Here is a 15579-nt window from a genome sequence, read left to right as displayed (position 1 = left end):
ATGAAAGTTATACTAAATGCGGCATGCAGTATTGATGGGAAAATAGCAACTTGGAGCGGAGATACTAAAATTTCATCCGAGTCGGATCTCCTAAGAGTTCACAAATTAAGGTCAGAGGTGGATGCAATTCTAGTAGGCATTACCACGGTAATTAAAGACGATCCACTATTAACTTTTAGGAAGATTCCGAGAATAAGAAAAAGTGACCCTAACCGTTTATCTAAATCAAATCCCATACGCATAATAGTCGATAGCAGGGCAAGGATTTCCTTACATTCAACCATAGCAAAAACCGCAAAGGAGATCGACACAAGGATTGCAGTTACAAAGAATGTTCCATCGAAAAAATTAAGAAAGTTACAAGAATTGGGATTGAAAATAATGGTAATTGATCATGATACAAAAGACATTGGAAAGGTGGATTTAAAAAAATTGTTTGATCTTTTGGAGGAAGAGGGATTATCCAAAATCCTTGTGGAAGGAGGCGGTGAGATCAATTGGTCTCTAATAGCGAACAATCTTTTTGATGAATTGATCGTCACCATATCTCCCTTAATTATTGGTGGAAAGAAAGCCACTACTTTGGTTGGTGGAGCGGGATTTGAAACGATACATGAAAGTGCTAAAGTAAAGTTATTCAAGATGCAGAAAAATAATAAAGGTGAAATAGTTCTTTACTATAGAAACATAAACAAGGATAAAATCAGGAATAAGAAAAAAAAGTTATCTTACAGAGTCCGTGCTTAACTGCTCTATTTTGTATCGGAGTGCATCCTTTAGTTTGCTATTATCTACCATATTGAGAGGTTCTTTGCAATTTGGACATTTGAAGAACAACTCTATCGCGTAATCAAATTTAATTCTGTCACAGGCAGAATTACCACAGTGATAAAATTCGGATGATTCTTCATATTCGAGTCTATTTTGTAACCTTTCCAAGATTTTCTTTTTTTGGTTATCAATAAAATTATCTACATGGTCTCTTTTTGCTCTCCACCTGTAGACAAACCAACCCTTTTTTTCATCTTTGACTCTAATGCCTGTTATCAAAGCTTTTCCAAATAAATCGTACAGAACCTTTCGTATAATATTTATTCGAAGACCGGTAGCTAGAGCTATTTCCTCGTCAGTTGAATCTTCAGTCTTTAATAATGCTTTAGCAACTTGGTGATATTCATCTCCACCTATCAGCGATGCAATTTTTATAAAAGGATCCTCGTTGCTATCAACACTTTGCATAAAAGTAATATAATATCACAATCAAAAGATATATAGTTTTCCAATATTCCAAGTCCATTCGAATTAATTCAAAGACAAAGAAATACGCGTAATTTTTTTCAATTAAGGGCTTGGGCCCTTTTGATCCTCTACTAAGAGGCGACACTGAGCCTGGTGGGGATGGTTAATGCTTGTAATCAATATCAAAATATGAGATGTTCAATTGTCAATCTAGTTTTTATTTAACAGTCAACCTGTCACTTTTCTGTGTAGATCCAAATCCACTGTAGCTACTAACATGACCCTCCTCCAGATCTTTAGCTCAACTGACTCATATTGGACAAACAAAGCGTCACGATTGGCAATAATACCGTTACAAATTTGATCGACCAAATTGCTAAATGAGATGACTACATCATGAAAACGAATTTCATTGTGTATGCATTCAAGGTAATTTATTAGATCACCATGCAAAAAAAGGATTTTCTGTCCCATAACGATTAAAATATTTTCTTTTTATAGATAGTGTATTATTAATGTGATGAATTCGGATTGTTTTTTTAATTCTTAGCGACATAAGGTTCTTGTTAATAATCGGATCGATTTTGTTTTCATCTAAATTTTACTACCATAGTAAGAAACCTTTTTTATCTAAGGCTTATTGACTGTTTAGTAAGTCTATTGTATCTTCAGCTCGTACTGTCCGGAAAGCCAAAATCACCAATGCAGGAATAGAGACATAGGGTAGGACATACAAATAGGATCTTGATATTCAATTTACTTGTTATCTTCCCTTCTCAATCTACTCCAAGCATGTTATCACATGCCAATGAGAATTAAGAAATGTTCAAATCCACTACAAAAATAATAAAGTGTCATACAATCGATGAACTATCCCATTAGTATAATTCCTGCACCCCTTTTACCTTTCCAAGTTACATGTGGTCTACATCGTTGAAAAAGAACATTCTAAAGAAAAATATAAGGTTTAAAACTGCCACTTATTTTAAGAGTCTACTGCTCGAGCCACAAATGATGGCGAGCATCTTGAAAGTAGGAGACTAAGTTTACATTTTTTTACAATCAGAATTTAACTCTTTTAAGAATGCATAAATCACAGAGTAATCCATCTCCTTTCGATTGTCTTGCTTATTTGCCGCTCTAAATAGTTGTTGAGACATACTAGTCATTGGTAATATCAAGCCAAGATTATGAGAAATTTCCATGACTAAATCGATATCTTTCAACATGTTCTTTAGATAAAATGATGGAGAATAGTCATTGCTTACCATCATGTGGCCCTTACGCTCACTTATTCCGGTCTTAAGCTTTGTAAGATTGAGTATCTTTAGATATAAGTTGGGGTCAATTCCACTGTGATTGGCTAAAAGTAAACCTTCAGACAAGGCCAGTGTTATTATGGCTATATTCAAATTGAGTGCCAATTTTATGCTATTTGATAATCCATTATTTGTTCCCAAGTAGAATATGTGTTTAGAAAAATATACTAATATAGGGTAAGCTTTCTCATACGAGTCTTTATTTCCTGATACCAAAGATATTAATTCTCCATTTCTTGCATCAGTTGGCCCCCCCATTACGGGGACGCTTAGGAAGGTAATTTCATCTTGCTTACTTATCAGATCCGAACAATCAGCAGATTGTTTGGGAGTAACCGTGGTACAATCAATAATAATTACTTGTTTGTTACTGCTATTTACAACTCCGTGTTTGCCAAATAATACATCTCTCAAAGATTCATAATTGGTAACACAAGTTATAATGAAATCGGAGTGATCGGTTAAGGAACAAGGATTATCGAATAACCTTGCTCCTTTTTTCTCTAATCTATTAAGTTTCATTTTATTTCTCCCATAGATATTCACTTTGACATTATGTGTTAGTAATCGTTCTACAATACCGCTACCTAACATTCCCACACCTATCACACCAATAGAATAAACGCTACCCGGTGACACTATTTTTCAACTTGGTCAAGCAGTTTTAAATGTATGTTTGTCATACTGCTTCAACCATGAAGAATAAATAGAAAGTCCATAATTAAATTACTAGTAGTAAATGACTTTTACTTTATTGATTGGAAATAACTTTATCTCTAACGGTCCAAAAAGGATTAGATATAATGACAAAATTTTATTCAGTTTAGAGCAGCACCAGGATACAAATATTCCAAATATTTCGGTTAATGTATTGGATCAAAGTAACAATCAAATAGTGAAAGTTGAAAAAAACGAACTTAAAGAATGCAGCCCAGAATTAATAATAAAAAAATCGGATCCAGAGCATTTACTTATTGTTGACAAAGCTGGTGAAATAATTTTTGAATCGAGGATTCTTGATAGCAAGACTATTTTGGTAAGTGGAATTTTTTACATTGATAACTCCAGGCTAACAATTACACAAAATTATATAATTCTACCAACTGAGAAATGGATAATGCATGACAAGGTAAATTCAAACAATAGAGATGTTGTAATCACCAACGAGGGTATATCTTCCACATCATAAGAAAAAGACAAGTTGCATTATTCCTACCCCCGCTTTTCTTTATCTACCACCCAGCTCCCAGATCGTTTCTTTAGTATCAGTGTTCCTACAAATTTCCCGCTACTGTACACCTTACAATATTCTTGACTCATTCCAAAGAAAGATTCGACTATATTGCCTTTTTTATGAAATCCTGCCTCAACTACCTTGATGTTCAGTTTTGAACTGACTTTCTTTATCACATTTCTCGCAATGCTCCAATCACCATGCCATTCGACTAAATCGAAGATCCCAAAATTTAATGTTTCAAGTTGATTAGTTGTGACAGAAATTTTGAAGGATTTATTGTTCTTGACAGTATACTCATTTATCCATTTTAAAGCTACGTCACATTTCCCTTTTTCAATGCCAAAGTTATTTGCACTGGCCAAGAAATATCAAATTAGTATTACAAGTGTCTCTATAAATGCCTATGATAAAAAAGGTCAACTAAGGTAGATTATTGAATCCTCGCAAGCACATCCTGATAATTTGTTAGCGGCACTATCTTAACTGTATTGAAAGTAGAAATTCCCGATTCGATGCAAAGTTGTTCTATATCATGAGCACTATTCGCCTTCACCAATATGATCCACTCATGCTCTAATACAGACATGTAAAATCCAGCAATTTCGCTGATACCGTATTTGTCTGAATTAGACTGCATTTTATTGTAGATTTCTTTAAAAACATCCTTACTTTCAGAATTATTAAGTGGACAAGATTCTGGACTATGTATTGCAAAAATACCAAAGAGCCTGTATGAACTCATCAAAGTCTTTATGATGTATCCTGTATATATATTGAAAATATTCAAGTTTTGTACATACAGTCCTGATTCGCAAGCAAATGATATTGAATGAATTTCTACATCTGTTCGAAATTTTTGACACTTATTTGACAAAAAATATGCTAAAATAGAAATGACAAGAACAATTATAGATATATACGAGATTATTTAACTTAAAAGAAGGCATTTTTGTAAAAAAATTGAACATTGAAGCAAGGTATAAAAAAACATTAAAGTATCTAATTATTTCTATAGTTACAAGTATTCTAGTTTTAGATTTAGGGATATTATTCATTTCTGATGTACACTTACAGCATGGAGTAGCAATACTCTCACTAAACATCGTAGCAATTATTGCAACTACCTTTGGTATCATAGCGGTGTCAAGACACGGCCTTGGTGGTAGTCATGGAAAATCATACTTATTTTTGACGATTGGGATTGTTTTTTGGTTTGTAGCAGATTTAGGAATTATGTATTCATATTTTGTTTTAAAAGTAGATGAATTCAAACAGATATCAATACTGGATGCATTCTGGCTTTTAGGATATGTTTTCCTTACACTTCATTTGCTATCAATCATTAAAACTATCAAGATCAGGAATCACACTATTACAATAACTATCTTATTAGGAGTTGTAGTTGGATTTATCGTTGTTAATCTTGTTAGTTTATTACCCTTTTCGGACTTTACTCCAACTAATGACTTGGATCAAATCTTAAAAAAAGATTATGAATTCCAAGATGTAGTTATTACAGTTTTGTACCCCATCCTAGATTTGTGTTTAATTGTTCCTTCTATTACAATTTTGTTAAATATTTACAGAGAGTATCAACATGCGATACCTTGGATATTGGCATCAATCTCATTGCTAGTAAATGCCTTTGCAGATAACGGATATACAATTCAATTTATAGATGGTAAGCCATCAGCAATGCCATGGGATCTTTTCTATATTGCAGATTTCATAATTATGTCCGGGGCTCTTTATTGGTATAATAAATACCATATTTCAGAACACATTTTGAAAAGGAAAAATGAAAGGAAATGAAAATCTGGGTTTGTCACTTTAACATAGATTTAATTCTTATTAGGTTTCATTATCTGAATTATCTTCAGCATCGGTTTCTTCCTCTTCTTCCTCTATCTCATCAAAGTCAAGGTCTTCCAAGTCGTCAGCCCCTGTTTGTTCAGCATCGGTTTCTTCCGCTATGTCACTTTCGTCATCCTGTAATTCATGGGTTTCATCCTTGATTTCATCGCGCTCTGCCTCCTTATTGCTCATATTACCGAAACTTGTTAGCACGATGATATAAAAAAATATTGATTGATCAAGAGAATTAGATCTAATCAACATATCGATTCAGGGATGCTGATTGTGCAGGTATTATTGAAAATAAGATTTAGGGTTTCATTAGTCGTTTTTCCATCACCAAGATTGATCTCCACACCAAAATTTCTCGTAAACATGTTTGCATTTATAGTAATATTATTACTATTTGCATCCAAAAATATACCATTCAAACTACTTGATATAAGGTTATTGTCCACTATGTCATTATAAGAACCAAAAAGCGAAATACCTGATATATCATTTGAATCAAATGAGTTGGTAGAAATAAATGAACTATTAACATTATGAAATTTTATTCCAACAGTATTTGTATACAAATAATTGTTAGTAATAGAAATTTCCGACGAATTTATAACCATTATAGAGACTTTGTTTCCTGTAAAATCCATATTCGATATATTCACATTTTTGGTGTTATTTATCAAAACTCCCGTATCAAAATGACCTACACTACCGTCACCTCGCAGTGTGATATTTGAACTACCCGACATCAAAATTCCGGTATATGGATTCAAGTATCCTGAACCTAGAAGAGATGAAGAATTAAAATCGACTCTAATGTTACTGCTATTAATAATAATACCATTCACAAAATCACAATTAATAGAATTATTGAGGATAAAGTTGCCTATAACGCTCTTGTTACATAGTATGGGGTCTGTCTCCTCAATGCTCAGCTGCGAAGATCCAAACACGGGGTTGGATACAGTCAAGAAAAACACTAAGGAAACTATGCCGATATAGCTATAGAAATGATTTGTGAGCAATAGCACAGATCATAATAACTAACTAAAATATTTATTCAGGTTTTTTTTGGGAAGCTACTGCTTACCAATTTAAGTCGAAATCTCCTTAAAGAATAATCGACCTTCTCTTTTATTTCGATAGTTTAACTGGATTAAATTACTATACACCCAAGAGTAACTGAGCTCAACCCTTCTTTTTTCTTTGCTTAGTGATTAGTATTAATGAGTTACAAGAAGCAGATTTTCATAAAATGTATGGTCCGTTTCTTTTAAGCCACGATATTTTTGTCCTGTAATCTTGCATATTTTCAGCGACCAATTTCCAAAACCGAGGTGAATGATTATGTTCTATTAGATGACTCAACTCATGTAAAACTACATAATCTATTATTTCCAATGGTGCTTTCAATAAATGGATATTGAGGTTTATTATATTATTATATGTAGCACTACCCCAGCGACTCTTTAGATTTTTTATTATTATTTTTTTTGGGCTGACTTTTAAAATTTGCGAGTATTTTGAAATAAGAGGTTCAAATATGGTCATTGCTCCACCAAACAACCACTGCTCATAGTACCGTTTGATATTATTTTTTTTGGTATAAATGATAAATTGATCATCAGAAAATTGAAATGAATGATAATTGCTATAGACTATTTTCAATGGATAGTTTTTGCCTAAATAAGGTAAAGTGGAATTGTTACTATATGTTGGCACTTTAATTGTTATGTTAGGGTCATTTTGTTCATTTACTTTTTTTTGAATCCAAGTTGCTTTTTTTGTTGCTAAAGACTCTATGCTATGAATGGGTGTAGACATAGGCACCTTTATGCAAATAATTCCATTGACAATCGAAATCTCGCTAGTTTTTTTTCTTCTTCTAGACCTAACTATCTGAAATTCCAGTATGCTGTTGTTATGGATTATTTGATGCGTGGAGCTTGATAAACATGGAGATGATGAAGAAATTTCAGCCATGGAATACAGATCAAACTGGGGATCATCTTATTATAAATTTGGATAAGAAGTATATATAGGAGGCAAAAATGCGGTAATAACAAACTTTCAGTTTTAATCACAATTAGCAATCAAACTTTGAAATGTGTAGTTAGATGGTGCATCATCATTAATTCGCTCTCTATGCACAGAATCAAGTGACCTACATTTCAAGCATTAGGTTGGCGAAAAAAATATCTAAACAAAATCCAAAATCGATTTTTGGGCCTCTCTCGTAGTAACTTCTATGCGTGATAAATTCGAAACTTTTATTCCCAATTTCCTAATATAACTTGGATAAATTCTTCTTGCAGTAGGCGTATTATTTATGGGGTCAAAATAATTCTCAAATCCAAATCGGTCCAACAGCATCTCGATGACCGAGCTTATACTATCTTTTGTCCTTTGATATGCCGAAAAGGTGAATTCTCTGGTCTCTATCGAAAAGTTAGTTTGAACCAACTTGATTCCAACCGTTCTAAACTCATAACCTTTTATTGCAATCCTTTTGTAAATATCATCCGTAAGACTATGGAGAAAAATCTTCAGAATTTCGTCTCTATCATTGATTGGTTCTAGAAGAGTTTCCTCACTGCTTATAGATAAATTATCACCTCTTGGAATAACCGGTTCACTTTCCCTGCCGTTGGCGATTTGCCACATCCAGAGGCCATGTTTCTTGCCAAATTTTTCCAAAAGTTTTTGAACATCCGTTTTTGATAATTCGCCTATAGTATTGATACCCATAGCTTTCAATGTTTTGGTAGTTTTGATTCCAATACCTGAAATTTGGTCGACTGCCAACTTTGATAAAAATGGCATTATATTTTGAGGATGAACTATAGTAAGTCCATCAGGCTTTTGAAAATCTGAAGCAATTTTTGCAATTGACTTGTTGTTCGCCACCCCTATGGAACAGATCAATCCATTACACTGTTCAAGTATTGAACTTTTGATTTTTAGCGCATATTCTTCCACGTCAGATTTAGTGATGGATTCAGTTACTGGATGAGAGGTATCCTCAGAAACTGGCTGTTGTGGAGACGACTCGAGTTTGTGAGAATGCGAGTTTGCATGTTCGGGCTTAGATAACGAAGGTATTACTGTAATAGAAGACACATCTATTTTACCTATATTTTTACAGGATAAAGTATCATCAAACTCATCAAAGCGATTATGTAAAAATTTTCTTTGTCTATACAGCATTAATTTCTTGGTACAGTCAACGAAAGCCTCATCAATACTCGTCTGTTCTAATACATCAGCATATTCTTCCAATAGTCTCATCACCTGATGAGAAACAGAACTGTAATATTCCTTATCTACAGGTTTTAGTAGTAAGTCAGGACAAAGTTCTTTGGCTCTTGACAAAGACATCGCAGACCGTACTCCGTACTTTCGCGCTTCATACGAACAGGAAGCAACGGCACCTCTAGTTATTAATCCACCCTCCTTTTCCGGAGTCATTATTACCGCATGTGCTTTACCCTTCAACGATGCGTCTCTCAATTCTTCGCATGCAGGGAAAAAGGCATTCATATCTATGTGCATAATGACCCTGCCTGGCCAGATAGAAGAGACAGGTAGTTCTTGTCGTACAATTTTAACATTCCCAGAAGGATTTTTTTCTGTTAAAGCCAGTTTTTGAATTAGCTGGGCAATAGGTGGGCTTTTTGCAACTATAATAGAACAGTCTAGCACATCCAAAGAATAACTTTGGAATTGTTTATTTCCATCAGTTGCTTTCCGTCTTAACAGGTCTAGGTATTTGGTTGCTGTTTGTCTGTTGATGTAAGAATTCCCCAGATTAAGGAAAACAAAATTAGTTGTGATTGCTGGATAATAGTATTGATTTGTGGTATTGGACCAAACAAAAGATGATTCATATCTTTTCAAAAGATTGTAGGTTAAATCCTGATACCATGAGCTTTGTTTATCGAAATCGATAGCGGTTGAAAACCCATGATACTTACATATTGTTAACGTATTCTCTAACCATTTACGACCGATATTTTGAAGCGAAATATGAGAGGGCGGAGACAAAACGATAACAAGAATTTTTTCCCTGATGGGGTGTAATTTATCTAAAAACTTTCCAAGAATATCATAATGTTCTTGCGAAGTTGAGGGGATGTCATAACCAGAAGTCGATAAATTTGCCGATTTGTTGATAATATCCTGAGGCACTCGTACTGAAAAACGAAAATTATCTGGAGTATCACTCGACCATTTATTGAAAGTAGACGAACTTGGTAATGTATTACTCTTTCCGAGATCCAGGTGAACAAAATTGAAAATATTTGAATAGTAGGAAAGATAGTGCGAAGGCTCCAATCCATCAGGATAGAAATTTTTTTCCCATGTTTGATTTTTCCATCCAATGCAACCTACATAATACTTCATTGATTCTCCTTCCTCTTTTATTATCCATTCAGATTAGTTAAAATTATTTAATCAAAGTTTCTATTTCTCAAATTGAGCAATACCATACAAGTTAGGTAAAATCAAAATTCTCCGGTGTATTAGATAATCTGAACCATCTAACCAGGAGCAATGTATTTAATAATTTCTTAACGAGTGATTATAACTAGTAGAATTATCTAATATTATTTTGATATATAATTAAGTTATGTATTAATCTTTAAAAATTTTAATATCATATAATATTGTTTAAAAAATTACGAGACAATTGTTGCAGTTTAAATTTTCCCTTTTAATGCATTCAGTAATTTTTTTAATTTTATTAACCGCTCTAATATCGCTCCCCACCTTATCAAATAGCGAGTCTAGCATATTTGCAAGCAAAAATAATGATAAGGATGATTTCGATGAAATACAATCAGGATCACAAGATTCAGATTGTGAGGCTGGAGAAGATAACAACAACTCATGTAATAATATTAGCATAGGTAGACAAGGCGATGGCAATCAAGGTAATACTGTACAAGTGTCTAAGCAGAACTCAAAGTGTGAGGCTGGAGAAGATAACAACAACTCATGTAATAATATTAGCATAGGTAGACAAGGCGATGGCAATCAAGGTAAGACTGTACAAGTGTCTAAGCAGAACTCAAAGTGTGAGGCTGGAGAAGATAACAACAACTCATGTAATAATATTAGCATAGGTAGACAAGGCGATGGTAATCAAGGTAATAATCACGACTATGGGGATGACCATACAGACAAACAAGGTAAGACTGTACAAGTGTCTAAGCAGAACTCAAAGTGTGAGGCTGGAGAAGATAACAACAACTCATGTATTAACTCTAGTATCCAGAATATTCTCGAAAGCAAATTGAAGTTGATAAGTCATACTAGACCTTAATAACAGTGAATCTTGCGGCGTAACAATAAACTAGATTCTCTATCTTTAATGTCCCAATTCTAACTTCCCATCCCAATCTATATATTAAACTATAATCTACGTTACCATTAGATAGATACATGTGTACATACTTACATTTTGTGACAGACTGTCGGAGTATGATCCATGACAATACTGCAATGCATATCACAACTCAAAAAGCTCTTTTTCATTTCCACGAGGAAGAGTCATTTCAAAATTAAGCGAAAATATAGTTATTAGGTATTCAAATCATTTTTCACGTGCTAATCCGTTGGATTGATAAGTACGGTCATGCTAATGGACTGTTTGCTCTAGTATTATTGTTGAATATATCTATATCTAATTTACAAAAAATCTTGATTTAGCAGTAAAAGATAGAAATATTAGATTTAGATTTACCTTAGGTTTACTTCTATAAAGTATCGGAATTGCTGGCTCTACTATCATTAACTAATTCTGTCGATATCGTGATTTTTCCATCGATTTTCCACTTTGCACCTGCATGATGTTTGCCATCTGAACCGTTGGCCCTCTGAATCTCAATCTCGACATCATCAAAGGTATATGTTACTTGTAGATCCTTTCCAGTCAATTTGTCGATTACCTTAGAAATCATATCGGACCATTCTGAAAGGTGTTCTTTAGAACCCTTAGATTTATCAGAAGTGCCGTATGTATTTCCACTTTCACTAGTGTTAGAAATTTCGCTCATGATAACTCATATCAATTATGGTTTAAATAGATATCACTAAGATGATTAAAGACTTTACTTCTTTAGTACACATATTGGAACAAAAATCACGAAGACAACGTGAAAGGTCGTATTTTTCAAAAATTGTTTGAGATACTAACATTGCCTATCATTTGTTTCCTTGACAGCCTTACTGGCAATATACTACCTGGTTTAGACTTGTAGGCGGGAACACCTATTCCTATTGCAATCATTGTTTCCATACGCAAACCACTATGACTAAAAAAGGTGTTTACCTCATTATCGTAAAATGTGGAGCCAGATGCACCTATACCACATGCATAAGATAAAAGATACATTTTTCCTGCGATTATTCCTGCTTCCAGCTGGGCTGCCCTATAACCCCTGTTTCCCAATATTTCGAGCACCATTTTCAAGTCAGCCATGAGAAAAATAACAGCACTAGCGTTTGCAAAAAGGGATTGATCAAGGCAAAGATGGCCAGAATAATTATCGGTAGGCTTTTCTTTCAAAAATTCCAAAATAGCGGCGTGCTTGTCTAAATAATATCCTCCGCTAGGTAAACCCTCTACTGAATTGACCAAAACATAAAACTCTATCAGGCCAGAACTATCCCTTTTATAATCCAATGGAATTTTCCCGTCAAGGTATGAGGCATTCAAAAGCACTGTGGAGAATACACTGCGAGAAATAGAAAGATTTGAAAAACGTCTAGAGGATCCTCTTTTCAAGATTACTTTACCAATATCCAGCGTGTTTCCATCCATACTATCGTTATTGAACAAATCCTTTCTGAGGTCGTACAATTTCCTTACATTACTTTTTTCTCTATTTTTTTTCGTTGTTTTGATTGATTGTACTTTAGACCATGAAATAACTTCTCTATTATTAATCAATTTTGAAGCATCATATGCTTTCCATATATCAGGATAAAATGTCTGTTTGGATGAAAGTGGATATGTTTCATGTGACAGTGGTTCCAGAGTAGTTTTGTATTGAGGAGAGAAATTACCATCAGAATCTCTTTCACTTTTGTTCATGTTAGGAAATGCGCTACTATGAATAGAAGCAATAAGTAATGAGGCTTCACTATGCGTTTGTAATCCTAACAAGTTATTAACTTGATCATCTACAAAACCCATTTTCAAGCGAGTTTCCAATCCCATAGACTTGATGACAGCCAGCAAGTTAGCAATGATAACACCTAAATCCCAAAACCAATGTCTATAAGAGCGGGATTGATATTTCCATGAATTTCTCCAGGAATTAGATGTAAATATTAATGATAAGGGGGATTTGAGAATTTCCACGTCGTTTCCAGCATAGGAGGAAAGAATTTTTCTATAATCTCCTGATCGAATTGGAACTAGACTAAATTCCCCGGGATTAAAATGATATACTCCAGCATCCAGTTTATCGTCTGGAAAATTGTTGCATACAAGGTACACCTCTATTGGATATAGGGCGCCAGTAGCAGAAGCAGCCCGCATATAAAAAGTTCCAGAATCGAATTTTAGTTGTCTTGTAACTCCACAAGTAAAAAACAGGATGGATGATAGGTCTGTTAACCTCATGGGTCGATAATGATGCTTTGATTCAATAACTTCATCTGCATGCAGTTTCAAACCCGGGGATTTTTCTTTACCATATATATCCCCATTTATTGCATCAATTGCATTCATGGATGGTTTTGGAAAGTCTGATGGAAGTGCAATAGAAGACAAATTTGCATAAACCTTAAACGGATTTGGACGATTATTCCAATCTAGATAATGATGAGAGTTTAGTACACTCAGCTTGAGAATGTTTTGTTTTTTCATGGTAGTAAAGTGAATCTTCAATATTATGGTTCAAGTAATGTCAACCGTTAGGGATTCAAGATATTTAAAGAAAATAAAATCGATTTACGATCGCAAAGTTGTACTGGATCATCAAATATTTGCAACCATTACCACACCACTCAAAAAAGTTATAGATATTCTTACAAATTGACAGGCAATAATAAAAGTTCCATAAATAGGGTATAAGATTAGCACAGGTTTAGGTGTGTTGAGCCTCGGCGGGTCGTTTCATTAATAACATGCTAACCTTTTCAACGACCGTAGTTGGACTAATCGGTTTTATGGCAAATTCATCAGCACCATAATCAAGGACTCGTGTCTTGTTATTTTCATTCTCAGCCAATGCAAAAATCTTTATTTCATGGCTTACTTTTCTTATATTTACAATTAGCATAGGTCCACGGTCTGCGGCTATAGCACCATTCATAAATACTACATCAACTTTGTAGTCTAGCTCTTTCAACTTGTCTAGACATGCTCCAGCACTTTTGGCTTTGAATACATTGAATTTGGCCAAAGTAAAGTGTCCAGCCAAGATATTAGAAACATCAACATCATCTTCCACCAAAATAATAGAATGTTTGTGGTCGATATCAGAATCAGTTAGCAATTATAACATTGAATGGCAATTCCATTAAATGAATCTTTCCGGCGATCAATTTGATGCTGGCGAAATATACTAAAAGACTATTTATAGTTCCATTGGATTCATTGAATTCGCTCTAAAATAAAATCTCGTAAGCTGCAAGTACAAACAGGCAGAAAAGCAGTTACCAGAGAAATTTTTTGTCAAAAGTATAGGATTATTCGTCTTGGGCCCACCCGAATTTTGGGGTTATCCATACAGTAACCAAAATTGTTGAGGCATTAATCAGATCCAGAACCAGTAAGGGCTGGGGCTGGAACAATCACTACCGGCTTCCCTATTGCTTTTATTAACTCATTTTGTATTTGAACTAGATTTCGTTGAATCTCTGTTTCGTTGTCGTCATTTAAGGCAAGAATGGCATTGTTTGTATAATTAAGTAGTTTTTCGTTAAACAAGGGGTCCGATAAAGAAGGGGATGTAAGATTTGCTGTGGTGGTAGTTTGGTTATATTGGTTTGTCTGGTTTGAAGAGGTGGCATCTATGACTGGCTCTGTTGAATTTAATGTCGTCAAGTTGGCAGGAATAGTCTGTCCATCAACTGGGTAAACATTAGAGATGGATAATAAAATTGAACCTAAAGAGACAAGGATAGGAACAGCGAATAGATATGTAAACTTCATCACCGATATTTGGTTATCATTATTTATATAATTGCTGATCGCAACCCAGTATCTAGGTTAGTATTTTTCGTCAAAATTCCATTCAAATATTATAAACAAAATGAAACTGCATGAGAGCGATAGGACGGGGCAATAATCTTTTGTAATAATAGTAGGTAGAGTTAGATTCTGCGGAAGTCTAAGTTAACTTCCCTATCAGCATCTAGGTAGTAAAAAATGAAAAGATAGGTTATTTATTGACTACTATTTGACCCAGCTGACAGGGCATTTGACTGGTTCTCAGATTCAACATATTGTTCCCTTTCCAACCCAGTTCCCAACGAGTTGTTCTCTGGAGCAATTGATGTTCCATTTTGCAATAATTCCTGATTTCCTGATGTTAGGTTTTGTAACTCTTGGATTGATCCAACACCGATGCATCTGATTGGTTGGCTGAACCGCTGCTGGCAGATTGGTTGGCTGAACCGCTGCTGGCAGATTGGTTGGCTGAACCGCTGCTGGCAGATTGGTTGGCTGAACCGCTGCTGGCAGATTGGTTGGCTGAACCGCTGCTGGCAGATTGGTTGGTTTGATTATCACCCATCATTCCTGTGGTCAAATTATTAAAGGCCTGGCCTATCTCATCAAGTATATTTTGTCCATATGCCACTTGAGAAATTGGAATAAAAATCACTGAAAGTAGCAATAAATACAGATATTTCATCATGTTGATTTGTTCATAATAATTTAAATAGATGTACTTAAATCCCAATCTAACA

At 34.4% G+C, this 15579-nt stretch carries 19 protein-coding genes; 4 read left to right on the top strand and 15 right to left on the bottom strand.

Going from position 1 to position 15579, the window contains the following annotated elements; genetic code table 11:
- Complete coding sequence (locus tag ACMT7R_RS01675; protein ID WP_415309703.1) at positions 1-747, top strand: 2,5-diamino-6-(ribosylamino)-4(3H)-pyrimidinone 5'-phosphate reductase; 747 nt, start codon at positions 1-3, stop codon at positions 745-747.
- Here ACMT7R_RS01675 and ACMT7R_RS01670 read toward each other — a convergent pair.
- From ACMT7R_RS01670 to ACMT7R_RS01660, 3 genes are all read right to left on the bottom strand, one after another.
- Positions 724-1239 carry a transcription factor gene (locus ACMT7R_RS01670; RefSeq protein WP_415309702.1) on the bottom strand — a complete coding sequence of 172 codons (516 nt, stop codon included), beginning with the start codon at positions 1237-1239 and terminating at the stop codon, positions 724-726. The two genes, ACMT7R_RS01675 and ACMT7R_RS01670, sit on opposite strands and share 24 nt — an antisense overlap.
- Before the next feature lie 228 nt (positions 1240-1467).
- Positions 1468-1713 carry a hypothetical protein gene (locus ACMT7R_RS01665; RefSeq protein WP_415309701.1) on the bottom strand — a complete coding sequence of 82 codons (246 nt, stop codon included), beginning with the start codon at positions 1711-1713 and terminating at the stop codon, positions 1468-1470.
- 572 nt (positions 1714-2285) lie between these two features.
- A complete protein-coding gene (locus tag ACMT7R_RS01660) occupies positions 2286-3197 on the bottom strand; it encodes an NAD(P)-dependent oxidoreductase (RefSeq protein WP_415309700.1) in 912 nt (303 codons plus the stop codon).
- 100 nt (positions 3198-3297) lie between these two features.
- On the opposite strand from ACMT7R_RS01660, the gene ACMT7R_RS01655 reads away from it, so the two are divergent.
- On the top strand, positions 3298-3747 hold the full coding sequence (locus ACMT7R_RS01655) for a hypothetical protein (protein WP_415309699.1): 450 nt from the start codon (positions 3298-3300) through the stop codon (positions 3745-3747).
- Positions 3748-3770: 23 nt separating this feature from the next.
- Here ACMT7R_RS01655 and ACMT7R_RS01650 read toward each other — a convergent pair whose 3' ends face one another.
- Together ACMT7R_RS01650 and ACMT7R_RS01645 are read right to left on the bottom strand one after the other, a co-directional pair.
- Complete coding sequence (locus tag ACMT7R_RS01650; protein WP_415309698.1) at positions 3771-4157, bottom strand: hypothetical protein; 387 nt, start codon at positions 4155-4157, stop codon at positions 3771-3773.
- A 68-nt stretch (positions 4158-4225) separates the two neighbouring features.
- Positions 4226-4669, bottom strand: a complete 444-nt coding sequence (locus ACMT7R_RS01645; RefSeq protein WP_415309697.1) for a hypothetical protein — start codon at positions 4667-4669, stop codon at positions 4226-4228.
- An 86-nt stretch (positions 4670-4755) separates the two neighbouring features.
- Between ACMT7R_RS01645 and ACMT7R_RS01640 the strand changes: the two genes are divergently transcribed.
- Positions 4756-5607 (top strand): hypothetical protein, encoded by an 852-nt coding sequence (locus ACMT7R_RS01640; protein ID WP_415309696.1) that lies wholly within the window; start codon positions 4756-4758, stop codon positions 5605-5607.
- A 39-nt stretch (positions 5608-5646) separates the two neighbouring features.
- On the opposite strand, the gene ACMT7R_RS01635 is transcribed toward ACMT7R_RS01640, so the two are convergent.
- The 4 genes from ACMT7R_RS01635 to ACMT7R_RS01620 all read right to left on the bottom strand — a co-directional run bounded on the left by ACMT7R_RS01635 (position 5647) and on the right by ACMT7R_RS01620 (position 10056).
- Positions 5647-5841 (bottom strand): hypothetical protein, encoded by a 195-nt coding sequence (locus ACMT7R_RS01635; RefSeq protein ID WP_415309695.1) that lies wholly within the window; start codon positions 5839-5841, stop codon positions 5647-5649.
- A 65-nt stretch (positions 5842-5906) separates the two neighbouring features.
- Positions 5907-6623 carry a right-handed parallel beta-helix repeat-containing protein gene (locus tag ACMT7R_RS01630; protein WP_415309694.1) on the bottom strand — a complete coding sequence of 239 codons (717 nt, stop codon included), beginning with the start codon at positions 6621-6623 and terminating at the stop codon, positions 5907-5909.
- A 277-nt stretch (positions 6624-6900) separates the two neighbouring features.
- Positions 6901-7635, bottom strand: a complete 735-nt coding sequence (locus ACMT7R_RS01625) for a M48 family metallopeptidase (RefSeq protein WP_415309693.1) — start codon at positions 7633-7635, stop codon at positions 6901-6903.
- 216 nt (positions 7636-7851) lie between these two features.
- Entirely contained in the window at positions 7852-10056 is a 2205-nt protein-coding gene (locus ACMT7R_RS01620; RefSeq protein WP_415309692.1) for a DUF72 domain-containing protein, read from the bottom strand.
- 313 nt (positions 10057-10369) lie between these two features.
- Here ACMT7R_RS01620 and ACMT7R_RS01615 point away from each other — a divergent pair, with 313 nt between their 5' ends.
- A complete protein-coding gene (locus ACMT7R_RS01615; protein WP_415309691.1) occupies positions 10370-10978 on the top strand; it encodes a hypothetical protein in 609 nt (202 codons plus the stop codon).
- A gap of 433 nt (positions 10979-11411) precedes the next feature.
- Here ACMT7R_RS01615 and ACMT7R_RS01610 read toward each other — a convergent pair whose 3' ends face one another.
- From ACMT7R_RS01610 to ACMT7R_RS01585, 6 genes are all read right to left on the bottom strand, one after another.
- Positions 11412-11711 (bottom strand): hypothetical protein, encoded by a 300-nt coding sequence (locus ACMT7R_RS01610; RefSeq protein WP_415309690.1) that lies wholly within the window; start codon positions 11709-11711, stop codon positions 11412-11414.
- A gap of 116 nt (positions 11712-11827) precedes the next feature.
- On the bottom strand, positions 11828-13531 hold the full coding sequence (locus ACMT7R_RS01605; protein WP_415309689.1) for a SagB/ThcOx family dehydrogenase: 1704 nt from the start codon (positions 13529-13531) through the stop codon (positions 11828-11830).
- 220 nt (positions 13532-13751) lie between these two features.
- Positions 13752-14162: a response regulator gene (locus ACMT7R_RS01600; protein ID WP_415309688.1), complete on the bottom strand. Its 411-nt coding sequence runs from the start codon at positions 14160-14162 to the stop codon at positions 13752-13754.
- A 257-nt stretch (positions 14163-14419) separates the two neighbouring features.
- Positions 14420-14821: a hypothetical protein gene (locus ACMT7R_RS01595; protein WP_415309687.1), complete on the bottom strand. Its 402-nt coding sequence runs from the start codon at positions 14819-14821 to the stop codon at positions 14420-14422.
- A 233-nt stretch (positions 14822-15054) separates the two neighbouring features.
- Positions 15055-15180: a hypothetical protein gene (locus ACMT7R_RS01590; RefSeq protein WP_415309686.1), complete on the bottom strand. Its 126-nt coding sequence runs from the start codon at positions 15178-15180 to the stop codon at positions 15055-15057.
- Positions 15181-15200: 20 nt separating this feature from the next.
- On the bottom strand, positions 15201-15494 hold the full coding sequence (locus ACMT7R_RS01585; protein WP_415309685.1) for a hypothetical protein: 294 nt from the start codon (positions 15492-15494) through the stop codon (positions 15201-15203).
- Between the last annotated feature and the right edge of the window lie 85 nt (positions 15495-15579).

It is taken from the genome of Candidatus Nitrosocosmicus sp. FF01 (assembly GCF_047711275.1).
Taxonomy (GTDB): domain Archaea; phylum Thermoproteota; class Nitrososphaeria; order Nitrososphaerales; family Nitrososphaeraceae; genus Nitrosocosmicus.
Note: the sequence above shows the minus strand (reverse complement) of the source record. Positions and strands in the feature narration are given on the sequence as shown.